The organism is Noviherbaspirillum sp., assembly GCF_035254685.1.
Taxonomy (GTDB): Bacteria; Pseudomonadota; Gammaproteobacteria; order Burkholderiales; family Burkholderiaceae_D; genus Noviherbaspirillum.
Map to the genome: position 1 here is coordinate 46,729 of NZ_DATFAI010000004.1, position 17,705 is coordinate 64,433.

Annotated in this window: 19 protein-coding genes; 15 read left to right on the forward strand and 4 right to left on the reverse strand. The window is 61.3% G+C overall.

From position 1 onward, the window contains the following. Positions 1-7: 7 nt before the first annotated feature. Positions 8-1,657 (reverse strand): DNA repair protein RecN, encoded by a 1,650-nt coding sequence (gene recN, locus VJ698_RS00875; RefSeq protein WP_324100752.1) that lies wholly within the window; start codon positions 1,655-1,657, stop codon positions 8-10. A gap of 30 nt (positions 1,658-1,687) precedes the next feature. Beyond that, positions 1,688-2,605: an NAD kinase gene (locus VJ698_RS00880; protein WP_324100753.1), complete on the reverse strand. Its 918-nt coding sequence runs from the start codon at positions 2,603-2,605 to the stop codon at positions 1,688-1,690. A 72-nt stretch (positions 2,606-2,677) separates the two neighbouring features. On the opposite strand from VJ698_RS00880, the gene VJ698_RS00885 reads away from it, so the two are divergent. After that, a complete protein-coding gene (locus VJ698_RS00885; protein ID WP_324100754.1) occupies positions 2,678-3,385 on the forward strand; it encodes an HAD family hydrolase in 708 nt (235 codons plus the stop codon). 77 nt (positions 3,386-3,462) lie between these two features. Then, a complete protein-coding gene (gene hrcA, locus VJ698_RS00890; protein WP_324100755.1) occupies positions 3,463-4,485 on the forward strand; it encodes a heat-inducible transcriptional repressor HrcA in 1,023 nt (340 codons plus the stop codon). 22 nt (positions 4,486-4,507) lie between these two features. On the opposite strand, the gene VJ698_RS00895 is transcribed toward hrcA, so the two are convergent. After that, positions 4,508-4,852, reverse strand: a complete 345-nt coding sequence (locus VJ698_RS00895) for a PilZ domain-containing protein (RefSeq protein WP_324100756.1) — start codon at positions 4,850-4,852, stop codon at positions 4,508-4,510. A 117-nt stretch (positions 4,853-4,969) separates the two neighbouring features. After that, positions 4,970-5,401 (reverse strand): ferric iron uptake transcriptional regulator, encoded by a 432-nt coding sequence (gene fur / locus VJ698_RS00900; RefSeq protein WP_324100806.1) that lies wholly within the window; start codon positions 5,399-5,401, stop codon positions 4,970-4,972. A 124-nt stretch (positions 5,402-5,525) separates the two neighbouring features. Here fur and VJ698_RS00905 point away from each other — a divergent pair, with 124 nt between their 5' ends. The 13 genes from VJ698_RS00905 (at position 5,526) to VJ698_RS00965 (ending at position 17,635) form a co-directional block, all read left to right on the forward strand. Then, positions 5,526-6,089 (forward strand): outer membrane protein assembly factor BamE, encoded by a 564-nt coding sequence (locus tag VJ698_RS00905; RefSeq protein ID WP_324100757.1) that lies wholly within the window; start codon positions 5,526-5,528, stop codon positions 6,087-6,089. A 16-nt stretch (positions 6,090-6,105) separates the two neighbouring features. Next, a complete protein-coding gene (dapB, locus tag VJ698_RS00910; protein ID WP_324100758.1) occupies positions 6,106-6,912 on the forward strand; it encodes a 4-hydroxy-tetrahydrodipicolinate reductase in 807 nt (268 codons plus the stop codon). 40 nt (positions 6,913-6,952) lie between these two features. Continuing rightward, complete coding sequence (locus VJ698_RS00915; protein ID WP_324100759.1) at positions 6,953-7,660, forward strand: TonB family protein; 708 nt, start codon at positions 6,953-6,955, stop codon at positions 7,658-7,660. Between the two features lie 16 nt (positions 7,661-7,676). Next, a complete protein-coding gene (locus VJ698_RS00920) occupies positions 7,677-8,357 on the forward strand; it encodes a MotA/TolQ/ExbB proton channel family protein (protein WP_324100760.1) in 681 nt (226 codons plus the stop codon). 11 nt (positions 8,358-8,368) lie between these two features. Next, positions 8,369-8,794 carry a biopolymer transporter ExbD gene (locus tag VJ698_RS00925; protein ID WP_324100761.1) on the forward strand — a complete coding sequence of 142 codons (426 nt, stop codon included), beginning with the start codon at positions 8,369-8,371 and terminating at the stop codon, positions 8,792-8,794. Beyond that, positions 8,794-9,120 carry a barstar family protein gene (locus VJ698_RS00930; RefSeq protein WP_324100762.1) on the forward strand — a complete coding sequence of 109 codons (327 nt, stop codon included), beginning with the start codon at positions 8,794-8,796 and terminating at the stop codon, positions 9,118-9,120. The genes VJ698_RS00925 and VJ698_RS00930 overlap by 1 nt, the downstream gene beginning before the upstream one ends. A gap of 97 nt (positions 9,121-9,217) precedes the next feature. After that, positions 9,218-11,866, forward strand: a complete 2,649-nt coding sequence (gene leuS / locus VJ698_RS00935; protein ID WP_324100763.1) for a leucine--tRNA ligase — start codon at positions 9,218-9,220, stop codon at positions 11,864-11,866. A 16-nt stretch (positions 11,867-11,882) separates the two neighbouring features. Continuing rightward, complete coding sequence (gene lptE / locus VJ698_RS00940; RefSeq protein ID WP_324100764.1) at positions 11,883-12,377, forward strand: LPS assembly lipoprotein LptE; 495 nt, start codon at positions 11,883-11,885, stop codon at positions 12,375-12,377. An 8-nt stretch (positions 12,378-12,385) separates the two neighbouring features. Beyond that, the gene (holA, locus tag VJ698_RS00945) at positions 12,386-13,402 is read left to right on the forward strand and encodes a DNA polymerase III subunit delta (protein ID WP_324100765.1); all 1,017 of its coding nucleotides are present in this window, start codon (positions 12,386-12,388) and stop codon (positions 13,400-13,402) included. 511 nt (positions 13,403-13,913) lie between these two features. Beyond that, the gene (locus VJ698_RS00950; RefSeq protein ID WP_324100766.1) at positions 13,914-15,179 is read left to right on the forward strand and encodes a glutamate-5-semialdehyde dehydrogenase; all 1,266 of its coding nucleotides are present in this window, start codon (positions 13,914-13,916) and stop codon (positions 15,177-15,179) included. Positions 15,180-15,203: 24 nt separating this feature from the next. After that, a complete protein-coding gene (locus VJ698_RS00955) occupies positions 15,204-15,629 on the forward strand; it encodes a CopD family protein (protein WP_324100767.1) in 426 nt (141 codons plus the stop codon). An 18-nt stretch (positions 15,630-15,647) separates the two neighbouring features. Then, positions 15,648-16,256, forward strand: a complete 609-nt coding sequence (locus VJ698_RS00960) for a 2-hydroxychromene-2-carboxylate isomerase (RefSeq protein ID WP_324100768.1) — start codon at positions 15,648-15,650, stop codon at positions 16,254-16,256. Positions 16,257-16,429: 173 nt separating this feature from the next. Beyond that, a complete protein-coding gene (locus tag VJ698_RS00965; protein ID WP_324100769.1) occupies positions 16,430-17,635 on the forward strand; it encodes a class I SAM-dependent RNA methyltransferase in 1,206 nt (401 codons plus the stop codon). Positions 17,636-17,705 lie beyond the last annotated feature (70 nt).

The following is a 17,705-nucleotide window of genomic DNA, read 5'->3' on the forward strand; positions in this document are numbered from 1 at the left end:
GTCCTTGTCAAGACGCCAGCAGCTCACGCGCATGCTTGCGCGTGGTCGCCGTGATCTCCAGACCGCCCAGCATGCGCGCGATTTCCTCGATGCGCGCCTTGGAATCGAGCGCATCGATGCGCGACATCGTCCGCCCCTCCGCACTGCGCTTGCTGACCTGGAAATGCTGGTTGGCCTGGCTCGCCACTTGCGGCAGGTGGGTGACGCACAACACCTGCCGATCCTGGCCCAAGCGCTTGAGCAGGCGGCCGACCACTTCTGCGACGCCGCCGCCGATGCCGCTGTCCACCTCATCGAAGATCAGCGTCGGTGTCGCCGTCGCGCTCGATGTAATCACCGAGATGGCAAGCGAGATGCGCGCCAGTTCGCCGCCGGAGGCCACTTTCGCCAGCGGCCGTGCGGAAGTGCCGGCATGCGCGGCCACCAGGAATTCGACCTGCTCCAGGCCATAGCTGGCGGGCTCGGCCGGATTCAAGGCCACTTCGAAACGTCCGCCGGCCATGCTCAGATCCTGCATCGCCACCGTGACGGCTTCGCTCAGCGCCTTGGCGGCTTTGGTGCGCGACCGGGAGAGCGCGTGCGCGACATTCATGTAGGCCGCCTTCAGCTTTTCTTCCTGCGCGCGCAAGGCGTCGATGTCGCTGGCATCCGCCAGCTGCCGCAGTTGCGCGGAGAGCGAGTCGTACTCCTGCGGCAGGTCTTCGGGCGCAATGCGGAACTTGCGCGCAGTGGAATGGATGGCATCGAGGCGCGCCTCGACTTCATGCAGGCGCTCCGGGTCAAGCTCGACCCGGCCGAGATAATCGTTGAGCGCGTAGACCGCTTCCTGCAACTGGATGCGCGCCGGTTCCAGCGCTTCGACCACCGGCTTCATCGCAGCGTCGATGTCGGCCAGCTTGCCGAGTTTCAGGGTGAGCGCCGAGAGCTGCGACAGCATCGGATTGCTGTCCGATTCCGAGATGGCGTTCAATGCTTCCTGCGCGCCTTCCATGAGGCTGGCGGCATGCGACAGGCGGCTGTGCTCGTTGCTGATGTCGGTCCATTCGCCCGGTTTCACGGCAAGCTTTTCCAGTTCGCCAACCTGCCATTCGAGGCGTTCGCGCTCCAGCAGAACGCTCTTGGCATTCGCCTCGAACTCCTCGCGCTGTTTCGCAAGGGCGCGCCATGCCTTGTAGGCCGCGGCAACCGCCCTCGCGTCATCCAGCAGGCCGGCCTGACTGTCGAGCAGCACACGTTGCGCGTCGGTCTTCAGCAGCGACTGGTGCGCATGCTGGCCGTGGATGTCAACCAGCATTTCGCCCAGTTCGCGCAGTTGCGCGGCGGTGGCGGTAATGCCGTTGATGAAAGCTTTCGAACGGCCGGCGTTATCGATCACGCGGCGCAGCAAGGCGCCGCCGTCGTCGTTGGCAAATTCGTGCTCGGCGAGCCAGGCGTCAACTTCCTCGTTGGTGCTGAATTCCGCAGTGATATCCGTCTTTGCGGCACCCTCGCGCACCACGCTGGCATCGCCGCGCCCGCCCAAGGCAAGCGCGAGCGCATCGATCAGGATCGACTTGCCCGCGCCAGTTTCGCCGGTGAACACCGTGAAGCCGGGCGCAAATTCAAGCTCGATCGCATCGACGATCACGAAATCGCGAATGGAAAGTGTGCGAAGCATGTTGGATAGGTAATTCTTGTAGCAGGCCGGCTATTTTAACTGCCCGGCCACGGAAGGGTATTCGTGCCAGTGCAGCTTTTCGCGCAATGTGTCGTAATAGCTCCAGCCTTTCGGATGCAGGAAGGTAATGGTGTGCGCGGAGCGCTTGATGATGATGCGGTCATGGTGCTGCAGGCTGGCGAGCGATTGCATGTCGAAATTGACGCTGATATCACGTCCACCCATGATCTCGATGTCGATCGTGCAGGAATCGGACACGACGATCGGACGGTTCGACAAGGCATGCGGCGCGATCGGGACCAGCACGATACCGGACAGGCTCGGATGCAGCAAGGGGCCGCCGGCCGACAGGGCATACGCGGTGGAACCTGTCGGCGTGGAAACAATCAGACCATCCGAGCGCTGGTTGTACATGAAGTGCCCGTCGACCTCGACTTTCAGTTCCGCCATCCCTGTCGTGGCGCCGCGCGCCACCACCACATCATTGAATGCCAGGGCGTGGAAGATCGTTTCGCCGCCGCGGATCACGGAACCTTCCAGCAGACTGCGTTGCTCCGAGCCGAGCTTCCCGCTGAGCATGTCGGCCAGTACCGGGATCATGCCCTCCTGCGAAATGTCGGTCATGAAACCCAGCCGCCCCTGATTGATGCCGATCAGCGGCACGTTGTAAGGCGCGAGCTGACGGGCGATGCCAAGCATGGTGCCGTCACCGCCCACGACAATGGCCACGTCGGCATGCTCGCCGATTTCCGCCGGCGTCATGGTGGCAACGCCATTGAGCGCAACATTTTGCGCGGTCTCGGCCTCGAACACGACGGTGTGTCCAGCCCTGGTCAGGAAATCGGCAATTTCCGACAAGGACTGCTCGATACCGGCGGCCATGTATTTGCCGATGACGGCAATGGTCTTGAAGGAAATCGGATCGGGAACTGGCTTGGAAGGCAACATGCAGCAGATTAGACCATAATTTAGGCATCCTTCACAGGATCGCATCATTGAAACAAACCGTTTGGAACACATATGTCCATTATCAAAGCCGTCCTGTTCGACCTGGACGATACCCTGTGGCCGATTGTTCCAGTCATCAAGCGCGCCGAAAACGTGCTATATGACTGGCTGGCAACGCATGCGCCCGCCGTGGCTGCGAGTGTCACAATCGACAGCATGCGCGAACGCCGGCAGGCCTTGATGGCAAGCGATCCGGTGTACCAGATCGACCTGCGCCGCCTGCGGCGCGCAGTGCTGCTGGAAGCGTTCGAACGTGCCGGCCAGGATCCTGCGCTGGTCGATCATGCGATGGATGTATTTTCACGGGCGCGCAACGAAGTGACGCCCTTTGACGATGTACTGCCGATGCTGGATAGCCTGCAAGGCCGCGTGGCTGTCGGCTCGATATCGAACGGAGTGGCGGATCTGCAGGCCATCGGCCTTGCGCATTTATTCCAGGTATCGGTGGCGGCGCATCATATCGGCTGCGCCAAGCCCGACGCGACCATTTTCCATGCCGCGTGCGACGCGATTGGCGTGCTGCCGCAGGAAGCGGTCTACATCGGTGACGACCCCGTGCTCGATGTGGAAGGCGCGCAGAAGGCGGGCCTGTCAGGCATCTGGATGAACCGGGGGCTGGAGCCGGCGCGGCACCTGCCCGGGCATGTGCGGCCGGACGCCGTCTGCACCAGCCTGTATGAGCTGGATCAATGGCTGAAGGAACGGACAGTGAAACTCTGATAACAATCAAGCGCTGGCGCGGCCACATACCGCAACAGACTATGGCACCTGCCACACCGGCTCGTTACAATACTCGAATGCAACTCGATTCTCGCGCACAGACGCTGCTCAAGGCACTCGTTGAACGTTACATCGCTGACGGACAACCGGTCGGTTCACGCGCATTGTCAAAAATCTCCGGACTGGAATTGTCGCCCGCGACCATCCGCAACATCATGGCGGACCTGGAGGAAATGGGCTTTGTCGCCAGCCCGCACACCTCAGCCGGACGCATCCCGACGCCTCGCGGCTACCGGGTGTTTGTCGATACCCTGCTGACGGTCCAGGCCATCGATGAAACCACTGTGGAGTCCCGACTGCAACCGCGCCGCCAGTCCAATTCGCCGCAAAAGATCATCACCAATGCGGCGCAGGTGTTGTCGCAGCTGTCGCAATTCGCCGGCGTGGTACTGACGCCGCGTCATGAATCCGTGTTCCAGCAGATCGAATTCCTGCGGCTGTCGGAAAAGCGCATCCTGCTCGTGATCGTGGCGCCGAATGGCGACGTACAGAACCGCCTGCTGCTGACCGACGTCGACTACACGCCGGCGCAACTGGTACAGGCCGCGAACTACATCAACCAGCATTTTGCCGGCCAGAGCTTCGACGACGTACGCGTGGGATTGCAAAGTGAATTGCGCCAGTTGCGCGACGACATGACCAGACTCATGCAGGCAGCGGTCGAGGCCGGCAGCGACGCGATGGCGGAAAACGAGGATGAGGTCGTGATATCCGGCGAGCGCAACCTGCTCAGCGTGAGCGACCTGGCTTCCAATATGACATCGCTGCGCAAGCTGTTCGACCTGTTCGAGCAAAAAACCAGCCTGATGCAGCTGCTCGACGTCTCCAGCAAGGCGACCGGCGTGCAGATCTTCATCGGCGGCGAATCGCAGCTTATTCCGGTAGACGAAATGAGCGTAGTGACCGCTCCCTACGAGGTCAACGGCAAGATCGTCGGCACGCTGGGTGTCATTGGTCCGACGCGCATGGCCTATGAGCGGGTGATCCCGATCGTGGACATCACCGCGAAGCTGCTGTCGAACGCGCTGAGCCATTCCTGAAGCCTGCGTGGCAGGCAAGGAGTCAGAGCATCAGTTCGGCCAGCGTCTTGTTGTTCGCGGCATCAAGCTGGACGAACTGCAGGCCGACCCGAAAGTCATCCGGTCCCCTCAGGATGCAGTAAATCACCTTTGCAGTCGCACTCACCCTGACCATGTTGCCGTTCAGCGGCGCTTCGAATAGGACGGAACAATTCGTTCCTGTAGCAATCTGGTCGGCCAGTTGCAGTCCGACACCGCCCAGCGACAGGTCTTTGGTGCGACCGCGTATCACGGCGCCTCCCGACAAGAGGACCGCGGCATGGCCGTAGACCACCTTGCGAGTGAAATTTCGTGTTTCGACCTTCATTGTCTTGTTGATTTTCGCCATTGACGGCACAGCCGCGCGATACGCGCCGCGGATGCGCACAGTACAGGGTCGATTTGGAAGAGAAGTGACTATTCTGGATGGATGCAGGTCGCGTGCACGGCTTGCGCAATCCGGGATTCAGCGCGGCCGGTGCGGACAATCTTTCTTGATGCAGTGACCGTACAGGGCCAAGGCATGCTCGGCAATGGCGAACCCGTGTTCGCGGGCCACGCTCTGTTGGCGCTTCTCGATTTCTTCGTCGAAGAATTCTTCCACGCGCCCGCAATCGAGACAGACAAGGTGGTCATGGTGCGAGCCTTCGTTCAGTTCGAACACCGCCTTGCCGGTCTCGAAATGATTACGGTGCAACAACCCCGCCTGCTCGAACTGGGTGAGCACGCGGTAGACAGTTGCCAGACCGACATCCATGTTCTCTGTCAGAAGGATTTTGTAGACATCCTCGGCGCTCAGATGACGGACCTGGCTGTTCTGGAATATGTCGAGAATCTTCAGCCGCGGCAAAGTGGCTTTCAGGCCGCTGGCTTTCAGCTCGGAAGGATTGGTAGGCATGTTATTCGTCGGATTGCGGTTATCTGCTTTATCATATAGCGTTTTGGCCCAATTGCTCAATGAATTGAAACCCACTATTCGAATGTCGCGCATGCCATCCTACCGCACTCATCGCACACCTGCCATGATCGGCTCCCTGATCCTGGCCCTCGCCGCCACCCTGGCGGGATGCGCCTCCAGGAACCCCTTGATCGATGAGCCGGCGTCCACGACCGCCAGCACCGCCAAACCGGCGGAGCAGGCTGCTCAGAATACACAGAGCGCGGAAGGCACAACGGTCGCGGCGCAAATGCCAGGCGCGAGCGGTGTCACGGACATCAAGCCGACGCGCATCCAGCGCTTCCTCGGCATCCTCACGCCCTATCGCATCGATGTGCAGCAGGGGAATTTCATTTCACGCGAAATGGTCAACCAGCTCAAGGAAGGCATGCAGCGCAAGGAAGCGATCACGCCAGAGCAGGTACGTTTCGTCCTGGGCACACCGCTGCTGACCGACATTTTCCATGCGAATCGCTGGGATTACGTGTTTCGCCTGAAGAAAGGCTCGGGCGAAATCATTTCCAGCCGCGTCACCGTCTACTTCAAGGATAACCGTCTGGCCAGCATCGACAGCGGCGTCCTGCCGACCGAACAGGAATACCTTGCCTTCATCGCCGCCGCCGCACCAGGTTCGGCGCCCAACAAATAACAGTTCGAGCATCGCCATGAATCCAATGAAAATCGCCATTGCAGGCGCCTCCGGCCGCATGGGCCACATGTTGATCGAAGCCGTCCGGGGTGCGGACGACGCCGTCCTGACCGGCGCGCTGGATGTCGCCGGCTCGCCTTCCATCGGCACCGATGCCGCCGCCTTCCTCGGCAAGGCGTCGGGCGTGAATATTGAATCCGACCTGGCCAAGGGTCTCGCCAATGCGGAATTCCTGATCGATTTCACCCGTCCCGAGGGCACGCTGAAGCACCTCGAGTACTGCGCTGCGCATGGCGTAAAGATGATCATCGGCACGACCGGTTTCGATGAAGCGGGCAAGGCAGCCATCGCCGAAGCCGCGAAGAAGACGTCCGTCGTGTTTGCGCCCAACATGAGCGTCGGCGTCAATGTCACGCTCAAACTGCTGGAAATGGCGGCGAAGAGTTTTTCGCACGGTTACGACATCGAGATCATCGAGGCGCACCATCGCCACAAGGTTGATGCGCCGTCGGGCACGGCTTTGATGATGGGCGAAGTCATTGCCGAGGCGCAGGGACGCAAGCTGAAGGATGTTGCGGTGTTCGCGCGCGAAGGCGTCACCGGCGAGCGCGATCCCTCCTCGATCGGCTTCGCGGCCATCCGCGGCGGCGACATCGTGGGCGACCATACCGTGCTGTTCGCCGGCATCGGCGAGCGCATCGAGATTTCGCACAAGTCTTCCAGCCGCGTCAGCTACGCGCTGGGCAGCCTGCGTGCGGCGCGCTTCCTGGCCGGCAAGGCGAACGGCCTGTACGACATGCAGGACGTGCTGGGGCTGCGCTGATCCGTAGAAGAAGCACCACCTCTCAGGATCGGCTGGCTGCATGAAATCAGCATCGCCCGTCGTCGCAGTCGCGGCCACGTTGCTGCTGCACGCAGCGCTGGTTGCGGTCGTTGTCATCGGCCTGCCCGCCGAACAGCCGCAGCAAACCCGGCCTGCGCCGGTGGAAATCCAGCTGATGCAGCCTCCGAAACCGCTTCCGCCCACTCCCCTTCCGGCGACGCCACAACCCGCGCCAGTACCGCAGGCGAAGAAGGAGCCGGAGCCGAAACATCGTCCGCGGCCAAAGCCGGAGACGATCCGTCCGCACGAAACTCCCGCGCCGGTGGCCAAGGCGCCCGCACCGGCACCCGAAACAAGAGCGCCTTCAACCAGCACGAATGCGCCGCCTGCGGCTCCGGCAACAGTCGCGCCGGCCACACCGTCCGCACCGGCATCCACTGCGGCCGCCAGTCCGCCGGTCAAGACAACCGCATCCGATGCGGCTTACGCCGCCAGCAACCGCAAGCCGCCTTATCCCCGCTTGTCGCGCATGAATGAAGAACAGGGTACCGTCGTGCTGCGGGTGCTGGTCAAGGCGGATGGCACGGCCGGCGCCGTGGAAATCAAGACGTCCAGCGGCTATCCGCTGCTCGATGAATCGGCGAAAAGCACGGTGCAGACCTGGCGCTTCAAGCCGGCAACCGTCGATGGCAAGCCAGTCTCCGAGTGGTATCAGCTTGCCATTCCGTTTACACTTCAGAACAATTAATTTCCCTTCGCACACCATGAATCAAACCCTCGGTTTTGCGCACTACTGGGCACAGGGCGACGCCATCACCCACGCCGTCGCCTATGTGCTACTGCTGATGTCGGTTGTCAGCTGGTACTATATCTTTTCCAAGGCATGGAGTTCGTGGCGCATCCGCCGCAGCGCCGGCGCGCTGGAGGGATTCTGGAAAGCACCGACACTCAACGATGCCATTGCGATCGTCCGGAACGCCGACAGCGAAAACGTCTACACGCCGCTGGCCGCGCAGAGCGCCCAGGCCGCCAACGTCAGTTCGCAAGCCGGCTCCCTGAATGCCAACGTGGATCCGAGCGAGTTGATCACGCGCACCTTGCGCCAGGAAATCAACCGGGTGTCGTCGCGCCTGGAAAGCGGCCTGACGCTGCTCGCCTCGGTGGGCTCAACGGCCCCCTTCGTCGGTCTGTTCGGCACCGTCTGGGGCATCTACCACGCTTTGCTGGCGGTATCGACAGCCGGCACGGTGCAGATCGACAAAGTCGCCGGCCCGGTCGGCGAAGCGCTGATCATGACGGCGCTCGGCCTCGTCGTGGCGATTCCCGCAGTGCTCGCCTACAACGCCTTCACCCGCGTCAACCGCGTCACGCTGGCAGAACTGGACGGCTTCGCGCACGATCTGCACGCCTACCTGACCACCGGTTCGCGCGTCGGCAAGCAATAGCGGAGGCTGGTATGGCATTTGGCGGATTCAACGAGAACGGCAAGCAGGCCCCGATCGCGGACATCAACGTCACGCCCATGGTGGACGTGATGCTGGTTCTGCTGGTGATCTTCATCATCACCGCGCCCCTGTTCACCCATGCGATCAAACTCGACCTGCCGACTGCGCAGTCGAGTGCGGCACCCGAGAAACCGGAAACGATTTCGCTCTCGATCAATGGTGAGGGAAAAATCTTCTGGAACAATGATCCGATCGAACAGAAGGATCTCGCTGCAAAACTGGCACAGGCAGCACAAAAGAGCCCGCAGCCCGAACTGCAGCTGCGTGCCGACAAGTCGACACGCTACGAAATCATTGCGCAGGTGATGTCGGCTGCACAGACCAGCGGCATCACCAAGATGGGTTTTGTGACCGAATCAAAGGAAACAAAGCAGTAATGCCCTCCGTTCGCCTCGACAGCCGGAAAATCACCTCCTGGGCGGCCTTTCATGAACAATGCAAGGCCGCTTTCGGCTTTCCGGATTTCTATGGCCGCAACATGGATGCCTGGATCGATTGCCTGAGCGGGCTGCGTGATGATGACGGCATGTCAAGTTTCAGGCTCAAGCCCGCGGAAACGCTGGAAATCGAGCTCTTGCACACGGACATCCTGCGCAAATCTGCCCCGAGCATCTTTGCGGCGCTCGAGGAGTGTGTCGCCGAAGTCAATGAACGCTACGCCGGGAATGGCGAACAACCCGCGCTGAACCTGCTACTGCGCTGATTTTTCGGGCAAATCCGTCCGCCACCGAGGCGCTATGCAAGGCGCTGAACCAGTATAATGACTGGTTTACATCCATCCACTTCCAGCTCCATTCGTCATGCAAGAAAAATATCTCCCCGCCGATGTCGAAAAGGCGGCGCAAGACCATTGGCACGCGATCGACGCGTACAAGACCGTCGATCATGCGAAAGACAAGAACGGCAAGGACAAGCAGAAGTTCTACGCCTGCTCGATGCTGCCCTACCCGTCTGGCAAGCTGCACATGGGCCATGTGCGCAACTACACCATCAACGACATGCTGGCGCGCCACCTGCGCATGAACGGCTACAACGTGCTGATGCCGATGGGCTGGGACGCCTTCGGCCTGCCGGCGGAAAACGCGGCGCTGAAGAACGGCGTGCCGCCCGCGAAATGGACCTACGAGAACATCGCCTACATGAAGAAGCAGATGCAGGCGATGGGTCTGGCGATCGACTGGTCGCGCGAAGTGGCGACCTGCGATCCGAGCTACTACAAGTGGAATCAATGGCTGTTCCTCAAGATGCTGGAAAAAGGTATCGCCTACCGCAAGACCCAGGTCGTGAACTGGGACCCGGTCGACCAGACGGTGCTGGCCAACGAGCAGGTGATCGACGGCCGCGGCTGGCGTACCGGCGCGCTGGTCGAGAAGCGCGAAATTCCGGGTTACTACCTGAAGATCACCGAATACGCGGAAGAACTCCTCGACTGCGTCGTCAACAAGCTGCCGGGCTGGCCGGAGCGCGTGCGCATCATGCAGGAAAACTGGATCGGCAAGAGCGAAGGCGTGCGTTTCGCCTTCCCGCACGACATCCGTGACGCGCAGGGCAACCTGATCCAGGACGGCAAGATGTTCGTGTTCACCACGCGCGCCGACACCATCATGGGCGTGACCTTCTGCGCGGTGGCGCCGGAACATCCGCTGGCCACGCACGCGGCTGCGTCGAATCCGAAGCTCGCCGCCTTCATCGAAGAATGCAAGAAAGGCGGCACGACAGAAGCCGAGCTCGCGCTGAAGGAAAAGGAAGGCCTGCCGACCGGCTTGTTTGTCACCCATCCGCTGACCGGCGAACAAGTCGAGGTATGGGTCGGCAACTATGTGCTGATGAGCTACGGCGACGGCGCCGTGATGGGCGTGCCGGCGCATGACGAACGCGACTTCGCCTTCGCGAAGAAGTATTCGCTGCCGATCAAGCAGGTGATTGCCGTCAAGGACGAGACCTACTCCACCGACGCATGGCAGGAATGGTATGCCGACAAGCAGCGCGGCGTGACCGTACATTCCGGCGCCTATGATGGCCTGAGCTACAAGGCAGCCGTTGACAAGGTAGCGGCCGACCTCGCCGGCAAGGGCATCGGCGAAAAGAAAACGACCTGGCGCCTGCGCGACTGGGGCATCAGCCGCCAGCGCTACTGGGGTACGCCGATCCCGATCATCCACTGCGAAAGCTGCGGTTCGGTCCCCGTTCCAGAGAAGGATCTGCCGGTCGTGCTGCCGCAGGATTGCGTGCCGGACGGCACCGGCAATCCGCTTAACAAGCGCGAGGATTTCCTGCGCTGCGACTGCCCTCAGTGCGGCAAGCCGGCGCGCCGCGAGACGGACACGATGGACACCTTCGTCGATTCGTCCTGGTACTTCATGCGCTATTGCGACCCGAAGAACGACGAAAAGATGGTGGCCGAAGGTGCGAACTACTGGATGCCGATGGACCAGTACATCGGCGGCATCGAACACGCCATCCTGCACCTGCTGTACGCGCGCTTCTGGACCAAAGTCATGCGCGACCTGGGCCTGGTCAAAGTCGACGAACCCTTCGTCAACCTGCTGACGCAAGGCATGGTGCTGAACCACATCTACTCGCGTCGCACGCCGCAGGGCGGCATCGAATACTTCTGGCCGCAGGATGTCGAAAACGTGTACGACGACGGCGGCCGCATCATCGGTGCGAAGCTCAAGAGCGACGGTTCGGCGGTGAACTACGAAGGCGTGGGCACGATGTCGAAGTCGAAGAACAACGGCGTCGACCCGCAGGAACTGATCAACCAGTTCGGCGCGGACACCGCCCGCCTGTTCGTCATGTTCGCCGCACCGCCGGAGCAAACGCTGGAGTGGAACGACGCCGGTGTCGAAGGCGCAAACCGCTTCCTGCGCCGCGTGTGGGCTTTCGCCTTTGCGCAGGCAGATCGTGTGAAGGCATCTTCCGAGATCGACTTCAGCGCGCTGCCCGAGCCGCACAAGGCGCTGCGCCGCGAGATCCACAAGATCCTGCAGCAGGCCGACCATGACTTCCATCGCCTGCAGTACAACACCGTCGTGTCCGCCTGCATGAAGATGCTGAACACGATGGAAGGCGCGAAGCTGGAAGATTCCGCGCAGACCAATGCGGTGACCGCGGAGTGCCTGTCAATCTTCCTGCGCGTGCTGTACCCCGTTGCGCCGCACATCACCCACGTGCTGTGGCAGGAACTCGGCTTCGCAACGGCATTCGGCGACATTCTCGATGCGCCGTGGCCAAAGGTCGATCCGGCCGCGCTGGAGCAGGCAGAGATCGAGCTGGTGGTGCAGGTCAACGGCAAGCTGCGCGGCAGCGTGAAGGTGCCGAAGGATGCGGACAAGGCGGCGATCGAAGCGGCCGCACTGGCCAACGAGAACGTGAAGAAGTTTGTCGAAGGCACGCCGAAGAAGGTGATCGTCGTGCCCGGCAAGCTGGTCAACATTGTCGCCTGATCTTTCCGGAGCCCGCATGAAACGCCGAGCCGTCCTTGCCCTGACTTCCGTCCTTGCGCTGTCCGCATGCGGCTTCCAGCTGCGCGGGGCAAACGGCGAGGCCAACCTGCCGTTCAAGACGATCTACATTGGCGTTCCGGAAACCTCGCCGCTCGGCGTCGAGCTGCGTCGCAATATCCGCGCCAGCGGAGAGACGACCATCGTGCCCGATCCGAAAGCGGCCGAGGCGATCCTCGAGGTGCTGTCCGAGACAAGGAACACGACCGTCCTGCTGAACACGCAGGGCCGTCCGCGCGAACACACGCTGTACTACAAGGTGCGCTTTCGGGTGACCGATCCGAAGGGTGTCGAGCTGCTGCCGCCGACCGAGATCACGCTCAAGCGCGACCTCAGCTTCAACGAAGCGCAAGCCATCGCGAAAGAGAAGGAAGAGGAAATGCTCTACCGCGACATGCAGTCCGACCTGGTGCAGCAGATCCTGCGCCGGATGGCCGTGCTCAAGCGCGCCTGAGGACCAGCATGCAGCTGCGGCTCGACGCCCTTGACGCGCACCTGGCGAAATCGCTCGGGCCCCTGTATGTGATCACCAGCGATGAACACCTGCTGGCGCTCGAAGCCGCCGACAAGATCCGCAAGGCGGCGCGCGCGCAAGGCCTTTCGGAGCGCGAGGTACTGGTGGTCGAGCGCAGCTTCAAGTGGGGCGAACTGCTCGCGGCAAACCAGTCGCAATCGCTGTTTGGCGAACGCAAGCTGATCGAGTTGCGCATTCCGACCGGCAAGCCGGGCAAGGATGGCGGGCAGGCGCTGCAGAATTACGCAGCATCGCTGAATCCCGACAACGTGACGCTGATCGCACTGCCGAAGCTCGACTGGCAGACGCAAAAGAGCGCATGGGTCGCTGCCCTGCAGCAGGCCGCCGTGTATATCGACATTCCGCTGGTCGAGCGCCCCCAGTTGCCAGCGTGGATAGGCGCGCGACTGGCCGCGCAAGGACAGAGCGCCGACAGGCAGAGCATCGACTTCATCGCGGATCGTGTCGAAGGCAACCTGCTGGCGGCGCACCAGGAAATCCAGAAACTCGCGCTGCTGCATCCGGAAGGCAAGCTGAGCTTCGAACAGGTCCAGGACGCGGTGCTGAACGTCGCCCGCTACGATGTCTTCAAGCTGAACGAAGCGATGCTGTCCGGCGATGCGACGCGACTGGTTCGCATGATCGAAGGTCTGAAAGGCGAAGGCGAAGCCCTGCCGCTGGTACTGTGGGCGATGGCCGAAGAAATCCGCACGCTGCTGAAGATCAAGGCCGGCACCGCGCAGGGCAAAGCCATCGGCATGCTGTTCAAGGAAAACCGCGTCTGGGGACAGCGCGAACGCCTGGTGGAGCCAGCGCTGCGCAGGCTGAAGCTGTCGACGCTGCAAGGTGCACTGCAGGAAGCGGCGCAAATCGATAAGATGGTTAAGGGATTGCGGACGAAGGCGTTTGCCGGCGATGCATGGGATGCGTTGCTGCAGCTCGGATTGAAGGTGGCGCGCGGCTAGTGCATGATGGATGTCCACGGAAAACACTGAAAACACAGAAAAGAAACAAATTTTCGTGTTTTTCGTATGTTCCATGGACAGAGATTATTACGGCGTGAACCACTCGCAGAATGTGCCAGGCGCACCGATGCTGCAGTATCGTAGGGTGCACCACGCGTACCGTGGTCGTGGCTGCAGCGTTATGAATGTCCACGAAAAACACGAAAGACACGAAATTTCTTTTTTGTGTTTTTCGTGCTTTTCGTGGACAAAAAATTGCACCATGGATCACAGGCGGAGTGTGCAGTACACACCAACGCGGACAGCATCCTGGTGTGAGCTATGCGCACCGTTGTCGTGACCGTTGCGTTATAGATGTCCACGGAAAACACGGAAGTCACGGAAAAGAAAGAAATTTCTGTGCTTTCCGTGTTTTCCGTGGATAAAAATTATTGCGCCGGCACGTCAATGCGGCAGCGAAATCACCGATCATCGCTTTACGGATTTTGAATAGTTGAATCAGAGTCAACACATGGACATCAAGCATTACATGAACGACGTCGGCCAGCGCGCCCGCAAGGCATCGCGCGCGATGGCCAAGGCCGATACCCGCGCGAAGAACCAGGCGCTGTCGCTGATCGCCGCTGCCATCCGCCGCGATGCGCCGGCGCTGCGCGCTGCCAACCAGAAGGACCTGGAGGCGGCCCGCGCCAACGGCCTGGCGGATGCGATGCTTGACCGCCTGACGCTCTCGGACAGGGCGATCGCGACCATGGCCGAAGGCTTGGAGCAGATCGTCGCCCTGCCCGATCCGATCGGTGAAATCTCGAACATGAAGTACCGGCCGACCGGCATCCAGGTCGGCCAGATGCGTGTGCCTCTGGGCGTAATCGGCATCATCTACGAAGCGCGTCCGAACGTAACGGTCGATGCCGCCGGGCTGTGCATCAAGAGCGGCAATGCCACCATCCTGCGCGGCGGCTCGGAAGCGATCCATTGCAACCAGGCGCTGGCAAAGCTGGTGAAGGAAGGCCTCGCCGGCGCAGGACTGCCGGAAGATGCCGTGCAGATCGTCGAGACGACTGACCGTGCTGCCGTGGGCGAACTGATCACCATGCCGCAGTATGTGGACGTGATCGTGCCGCGCGGCGGCAAGGGACTGATCGAGCGCCTGATGAAGGAATCGAAGGTGCCGATGATCAAGCATCTCGACGGCATCTGCCACGTGTACATCGATGACAAGGCGGACATCGAGAAGGCGCTGAAGATTGCCTTCAACGCCAAATGCCATCGCTACGGCACCTGCAACACCATGGAAACGCTGCTGGTGGCGCGCGGCATTGCGCCGCAGATCCTGCCAAAGCTGGCGGAACTGTACGGTACCAAGGATGTGGAACTACGCGCCGATGACGAGGCGCGCGCGATCCTCGCCGGCTATCCGCACCTCGCGGCCGCCAGCGAGGAAGACTGGCGCACTGAGTACCTCGCTGCCATCCTTGCAGTGAAGATCGTGGATGACGTCGGCCAGGCCATCGAGCACATCAACACTTACTCCTCGCAGCATACCGATGCGATCGTGACCGAGGACTACAGCCGGGCCATGCGTTTCCTGCGCGAAGTCGATTCTGCGTCGGTGATGGTGAATGCATCGACACGCTTTGCAGATGGCTTCGAATACGGGTTGGGTGCCGAGATCGGCATTTCGAACGACAAGTTGCATGCGCGCGGCCCGGTAGGACTGGAAGGACTGACGTCGCTCAAATACGTCGTCTTCGGCCACGGCGAAGTTCGTGAATAATCACTCCACAAGGGAAACCTGCTGATGCTCTGGGTAAAGGCATTCCACATCTTCTTCGTCGCCTCCTGGTTCGCGGGCCTGTTCTACTTGCCGCGCATCTTCGTGAACATGGCGATGGAAACCGAACCGGCTGCCACGCAGCGTTTGCTGATGATGTCGCGCAAGCTGTACCGCTTCATGTTCATGCTGGAAGTACCCGCGCTCGTCCTCGGCCTGGTGCTGTGGCTCTACTACGGCATCGGCAAGGTCGGCCCGGGCAACGGCTGGATGCATGCGAAGCTCGCGATCGTCGTGCTGCTGGTCGGCTATCAGCACTGGTGCGGTGCGCTGCTGAAGGCATTCGAACGCGGCGCGAACAAGCGCAGCCATGTCTGGTTCCGCTGGTTCAATGAACTGCCGACCATCGCCCTGCTGCTGGTGGTGATCTTCGTGGTCGTCAAACCTTTCTAAACTGCGCTGGAGGCCGTCATGGCGAAGACCTGCGAATACTTCTTTGCACCGCAATCGCCGTGGGCCTATCTCGGTCACGAGCGATTCATCACGCTGGCAAAAAAATACGGCGTGCAGATCGACATCAAGCCCTGCGACCTCGGCAGGGTGTTCAGCGTCTCCGGCGGGCTGCCGCTGGCGAAACGGCCGCCGCAACGGCAGGCATACCGCCTTGTCGAGCTGAAGCGCTGGAGCGAGTACCTGAACATCCCGCTCAATCTGCAGCCGAAGTTCTTTCCGGTACCTCCCGACGCGGCAGCGAAATTGATTATCGCCACCCGCCTCGCGCACGGGACGGACGCCGCGCTCAAGCTCACCGGCGCGATTATGCGCGCGGTGTGGGTGGAAGAACGGAACATCAACGACGCCGACACCCTGGCCGCACTTGCGCTCGAATGCGGCCACGACGGCAAGGCCCTGCTGAAGTCGTCCGAGACTGCCAGCGTGCAAAGCGAATACGACCGCTACACCGACGACGCCATCGCCGCCAACGTCTTCGGCTCGCCCTGGTATGTCGTCAACGGCGAAGGCTTCTGGGGCCAGGACCGGCTGGACTTCGTCGAGCGCGCGTTTGCCGGGATGGCTTGACGCGCACTGTCGGCTTTTCCACGGACGGCTTTCTTGTCCACGGAAAACACGAAAGACACGGAAAACTTTTTGTGGCACTCGCGGTTTGCAGGTATCGACGTGAAAAGCCTTTTTCCGTGTTTTTCGTGTTTTCCGTGGACACATGATTTTTACTTACGGATAAAGGGTACCCCATGACTTATTCATTTTTCTGTCCCTGCCCGCGCGGGCTGGAGGCGGCGCTGGCGGAAGAGATCAACGAGATTGCGCAACAGAGCCGCACGCTGAAGGTGCATAACCAGGTGCCGGGCGGCGTGCATTGCTCGGGGGCGCTGGCGGACAGTTATCGCATCAACCTGCACTCGCGCATCGCTTCGCGCGTCCTGCTGCGCATGGCCAACGGCAGCTACAAGAACGAAAACGATATCTACGATTTGACGCTGGCGCAGCCGTGGGAGGAATGGTTCGACGTCGACCACACGATCCGCGTGGACCTCACTGCGATCAAGTCGCCGCTGAAGAGCCTGGAGTTCACGACGCTGAAGATCAAGGACGCCGTGTGCGACCGCTTCCGCGATCTGTATGCGAAGCGCCCGTCGGTGAATACACGCACGCCGGACATGCGCATCGTTGGTTTCCTCGACGCGAATACCTATACCGTGTATCTCGATACGTCCGGCGAAGCGCTGTTCAAGCGCGGCTGGCGCCAGGAAACAGGCGATGCGCCGTTGCGCGAGAACCTCGCTGCCGGGCTGCTGCGGGTGGCGGGCTGGAAGCCGGGAACGGTGCTGTTCGACCCGATGTGCGGCTCGGGCACCATCATTGTGGAAGCGGCACAGATCCTCGCCGGCATTCCCCCTGGTGCGCGCCGCAGTTTCGCGTTTGAAAAATTCCTCGGGTTCGACAAGGATGAGTGGCTTGCCATCAAGGGGAGCTTCCGGCCGAATCCGATGCCGACCGCGCCGAGCATTTTCGGCAGCGACATTTCCGGCGACATGATCGTCATGACGCGCAATAACCTGCGCAACGCGGGTATCCAGTTCGAGGTACCGCTAAAGCAGATCGAGGCACAGGAAGTAAAGGCGCCGAGCGAGACGCCCGGCATCATCCTGACCAATCCTCCCTATGGCGAGCGCATCGGTGTGCGCGGCGACCGCTCGCAGGAGCCGGATGAGATGGCAGCCACTTTCTATCGTGAGTTCAGCGGCACCCTGAAGCAGCGCTTTGCCGGCTGGCAGGTGTTCCTGTTCACCGCCGATTTGAGCCTGCCGAAGATGCTGCGCCTGAAAGAATCGCGCAAGACACCATTCTTCAACGGCGCGCTGGAATGCCGCCTGTTCCGCTTCGACATGGTGGCGGGGTTCAACCGGCGCGAGGAAGCGAAGCCGAAGCCGGCCTGATCGCTGCTGGCTCCCCGGCTTCGCGCGCCGGCAGGTGTGAAGCCGGGGCCGCTGAGCAAGGCTTCGACGA

What these genes read in the sequence shown, in the direction of transcription:
- recN (WP_324100752.1), bottom strand. Translation starts at nt 1,657, where the DNA reads ATGCTTCGCACACTTTCCATTCGCGATTTCGTGATCGTCGATGCGATC.
- VJ698_RS00880 (WP_324100753.1), bottom strand. Translation starts at nt 2,605, where the DNA reads ATGTTGCCTTCCAAGCCAGTTCCCGATCCGATTTCCTTCAAGACCATT.
- VJ698_RS00885 (WP_324100754.1), top strand. Translation starts at nt 2,678, where the DNA reads ATGTCCATTATCAAAGCCGTCCTGTTCGACCTGGACGATACCCTGTGG.
- hrcA (WP_324100755.1), top strand. Translation starts at nt 3,463, where the DNA reads ATGCAACTCGATTCTCGCGCACAGACGCTGCTCAAGGCACTCGTTGAA.
- VJ698_RS00895 (WP_324100756.1), bottom strand. Translation starts at nt 4,852, where the DNA reads ATGGCGAAAATCAACAAGACAATGAAGGTCGAAACACGAAATTTCACT.
- fur (WP_324100806.1), bottom strand. Translation starts at nt 5,401, where the DNA reads ATGCCTACCAATCCTTCCGAGCTGAAAGCCAGCGGCCTGAAAGCCACT.
- VJ698_RS00905 (WP_324100757.1), top strand. Translation starts at nt 5,526, where the DNA reads ATGATCGGCTCCCTGATCCTGGCCCTCGCCGCCACCCTGGCGGGATGC.
- dapB (WP_324100758.1), top strand. Translation starts at nt 6,106, where the DNA reads ATGAATCCAATGAAAATCGCCATTGCAGGCGCCTCCGGCCGCATGGGC.
- VJ698_RS00915 (WP_324100759.1), top strand. Translation starts at nt 6,953, where the DNA reads ATGAAATCAGCATCGCCCGTCGTCGCAGTCGCGGCCACGTTGCTGCTG.
- VJ698_RS00920 (WP_324100760.1), top strand. Translation starts at nt 7,677, where the DNA reads ATGAATCAAACCCTCGGTTTTGCGCACTACTGGGCACAGGGCGACGCC.
- VJ698_RS00925 (WP_324100761.1), top strand. Translation starts at nt 8,369, where the DNA reads ATGGCATTTGGCGGATTCAACGAGAACGGCAAGCAGGCCCCGATCGCG.
- VJ698_RS00930 (WP_324100762.1), top strand. Translation starts at nt 8,794, where the DNA reads ATGCCCTCCGTTCGCCTCGACAGCCGGAAAATCACCTCCTGGGCGGCC.
- leuS (WP_324100763.1), top strand. Translation starts at nt 9,218, where the DNA reads ATGCAAGAAAAATATCTCCCCGCCGATGTCGAAAAGGCGGCGCAAGAC.
- lptE (WP_324100764.1), top strand. Translation starts at nt 11,883, where the DNA reads ATGAAACGCCGAGCCGTCCTTGCCCTGACTTCCGTCCTTGCGCTGTCC.
- holA (WP_324100765.1), top strand. Translation starts at nt 12,386, where the DNA reads ATGCAGCTGCGGCTCGACGCCCTTGACGCGCACCTGGCGAAATCGCTC.
- VJ698_RS00950 (WP_324100766.1), top strand. Translation starts at nt 13,914, where the DNA reads ATGGACATCAAGCATTACATGAACGACGTCGGCCAGCGCGCCCGCAAG.
- VJ698_RS00955 (WP_324100767.1), top strand. Translation starts at nt 15,204, where the DNA reads ATGCTCTGGGTAAAGGCATTCCACATCTTCTTCGTCGCCTCCTGGTTC.
- VJ698_RS00960 (WP_324100768.1), top strand. Translation starts at nt 15,648, where the DNA reads ATGGCGAAGACCTGCGAATACTTCTTTGCACCGCAATCGCCGTGGGCC.
- VJ698_RS00965 (WP_324100769.1), top strand. Translation starts at nt 16,430, where the DNA reads ATGACTTATTCATTTTTCTGTCCCTGCCCGCGCGGGCTGGAGGCGGCG.